Here is a 2,432-nt window from a genome sequence, read left to right as displayed (position 1 = left end):
TTCTGGTGAAAACCTCGGAAGAAGCCGAGCAGCTCAAACAACGCATCGCCAAGGGCGAGGCCTTTGATGTGTTGGCCAAGAAATATTCCACCTGCCCGTCCGGCAAACGTGGCGGCGACCTGGGTGAAGTGCGGCCGGGGCAGATGGTTGGGGCGATTGATGCGGTGATCTTCAAGAAACCGTTGCGGGTGGTGCATGGGCCGATCAAGAGCAAGTTCGGGTATCACCTGGTGCAGGTGTTTTACCGGGATTGAGCGGCTGGCTTTCTGGCAGCATCGCTGGCAAGCCAGCTCCCAGTGATTTGTGGGTGGCCAGAGATGTCAGCCACACCAAAAAACCTGTGGGAGCTGGCTTGCCAGCGATCCGATGGCGCAGCCATCGGCCATGCCACTGTTATCCTGGAATCAGCGCCCCAGGCACCTGAATCACCTGGCTCGCCAACCGATGCCCCGCCTCGGCAGCCTCCACCGGGCTCCCGCCCCTGAGCCGCGAGGCCAGATACGCCGCACTGAACGAATCCCCTGCCGCCGTGGTATCCACCACCCGCTCGACCTTCTGCGCCGGCACTTCAAATGACTCACCAACACAGCGAATCAGGCACGCTTCGGCACCTCGCTTGAGCACCACTTCCGGCGTGCCGATCTGCTCGTACGCGGCGAACACCGCCTCGCTATTGGCAAAATGGAACAGCGCCTGTTCGTCATCGACGGTCAGCAACGCCAGATCGACATACGGCAAAACGCTGCGGTAGGCCGCCCGCGCATCCTCCAGCGAAGCCCACAGCCGTGGCCGATAGTTGTTGTCGAAGACGATTCGCGCATCACGCTGACGGGCTTCGATCAAGGTTTCCAACAGTTTTCCCCGACCTTGTACGCCAAGGACCGCGAGCGTGATGCCGCTAAAATAAAGCACATCGTAATCCGGCAACGCCGCCAGGATCGGCGCGGCGGCCGGGGTGGTGAAGCAATCGCGCACCGCGGCTTCATTGCGCCAATAGAGGAAACGACGCTCGCCGGCGGCATCGGTCTGAATGCAGTACAAACCCGGCAAACGCCCGGTTAAACGCTGAACCATGTCCAGGCCGATGTTTTCTTCGGCCCAGCTCTGGCACATGGCATCGCTGAAACTGTCGTCGCCCAGCGCGGTGACATAGTCGACGCTACCAGCATTGCCGAGCTCACGGGCCAGGTAGACCGCGGTGTTCAAGGTATCGCCGCCGAAGCTTTGTTGCAGGCTGCCGTCGGCGCGCTGTTGCAGCTCGATCATGCATTCGCCGATCAGGGCGATGCGCGGGGTGTTGGGGCCGAGGGTGTTGATGGTGTTCATTAGGGTGGAGGCTCTCTCAAACGATCGTACCCACGCTCTGCGTGGGAATGCATCCCGTGACGCTCTGCGTCACATTCGCAAGCAGGACGCGGAGCGTCCCTGGCGGCGTTCCCACGCAGAGCGTGGGAACGAGCAGGTGTGGTTAGAAACAGGTTTCCATGGTCTCGATAACGCTCAACTGCTCATCCACCAGACACCCCATGCGCCACTTGTCGAACGTCAGGCACGGGTGCGAAGTGCCGAACGAAATAATGTCACCCACGCGTAGTTCTACCCCCGGCGCCACGGTCATGAACGCGTGCTGGTCCATCACCGCCGTCACCTTGCAGGCACCGACATCGTCGCCCTTGGCCGGCACCACGCCAGCCTTGTAACGCAGCAGCGGCACCGGCAAACCGGCGTCGTAGGCCACATCGCGCTTACCCAGGGCAATCACCGCGAAGCCCGGCTCCGGCAAGGACTGCACGTGCGCCCAGACTTCCAGCGCCGGGCGCAGGCCTTCGTGCAAATCACTGCGACGGTCGAGGACGCAGCATTGCGCTTCTTTGTAGATGCCATGGTCGTGGGCGACATAACTGCCCGGGCGCAAGACGCTCAGGAAACGCCCTGCGGCGTTCTGCGCCTCGAACTCTTCGGCAATCAAGTCATACCAGGCCGAGCCGGACGCGGTGATGATCGGCTTGGCGATGGCAAACGCGCCGCTGTCCTGCAGCTGCACCGCCAGGCGAACCAGCGAGCCGGCAAACGCTCGAATCCCTCTGACCGCGTGATCACCGTGGATCACGCCTTCGTAACCTTCGATCCCGGTCAAGGCCAGTGCCGGTTGCGCAGCGATGGCCTTGGCCAGATCCAGCACTTGCTGCTCGCTGCGGCAACCACAACGTCCACCGACCACACCGTACTCGATCATCACGTTCAACCGAACGCCGCGCGAGGCGAAATAGGCGCCGAGGTCAGCGACGTTGTCCGGGTGGTCGACCATGCAATAGAAGTCGAACGCAGGGTCAGCCAGCAGATCGGCGATCAGCGCCATGTTCGGCGTACCGACCAGTTGGTTGGCCATCAGCACCCGATGCACGCCATGGGCGTAGGCCGCGCGGGTTTGC

At 62.3% G+C, this 2,432-nt stretch carries 3 protein-coding genes; 1 reads left to right on the top strand and 2 read right to left on the bottom strand.

What is annotated here, in order from left to right:
* Window positions 1-2 precede the first annotated feature (2 nt).
* Window positions 3-254, top strand: coding sequence for a peptidylprolyl isomerase (locus D8U18_RS16130; protein ID WP_241664333.1), 252 nt, complete (start codon window positions 3-5; stop codon window positions 252-254).
* Between the two features lie 139 nt (window positions 255-393).
* Here the strand turns inward: D8U18_RS16130 and D8U18_RS16125 are convergent, their stop codons facing one another.
* Window positions 394-1,326, bottom strand: coding sequence for a sugar kinase (locus tag D8U18_RS16125; protein WP_131107992.1), 933 nt, complete (start codon window positions 1,324-1,326; stop codon window positions 394-396).
* A gap of 142 nt (window positions 1,327-1,468) precedes the next feature.
* On the bottom strand, window positions 1,469-2,432 hold a 964-nt coding region (locus D8U18_RS16120), incomplete at its 5' end, for an alanine racemase (RefSeq protein ID WP_131107991.1).

It is taken from the genome of Pseudomonas sp. Sample_10, assembly GCF_004321495.1.
Taxonomy (GTDB): Bacteria; Pseudomonadota; Gammaproteobacteria; order Pseudomonadales; family Pseudomonadaceae; genus Aquipseudomonas.
Note: the sequence above shows the minus strand (reverse complement) of the source record. Positions and strands in the feature narration are given on the sequence as shown.

Coding starts and splice junctions, on each gene's coding strand:
- D8U18_RS16125 (WP_131107992.1), bottom strand. CDS start 1,326: ATGAACACCATCAACACCCTCGGCCCCAACACCCCGCGCATCGCCCTG.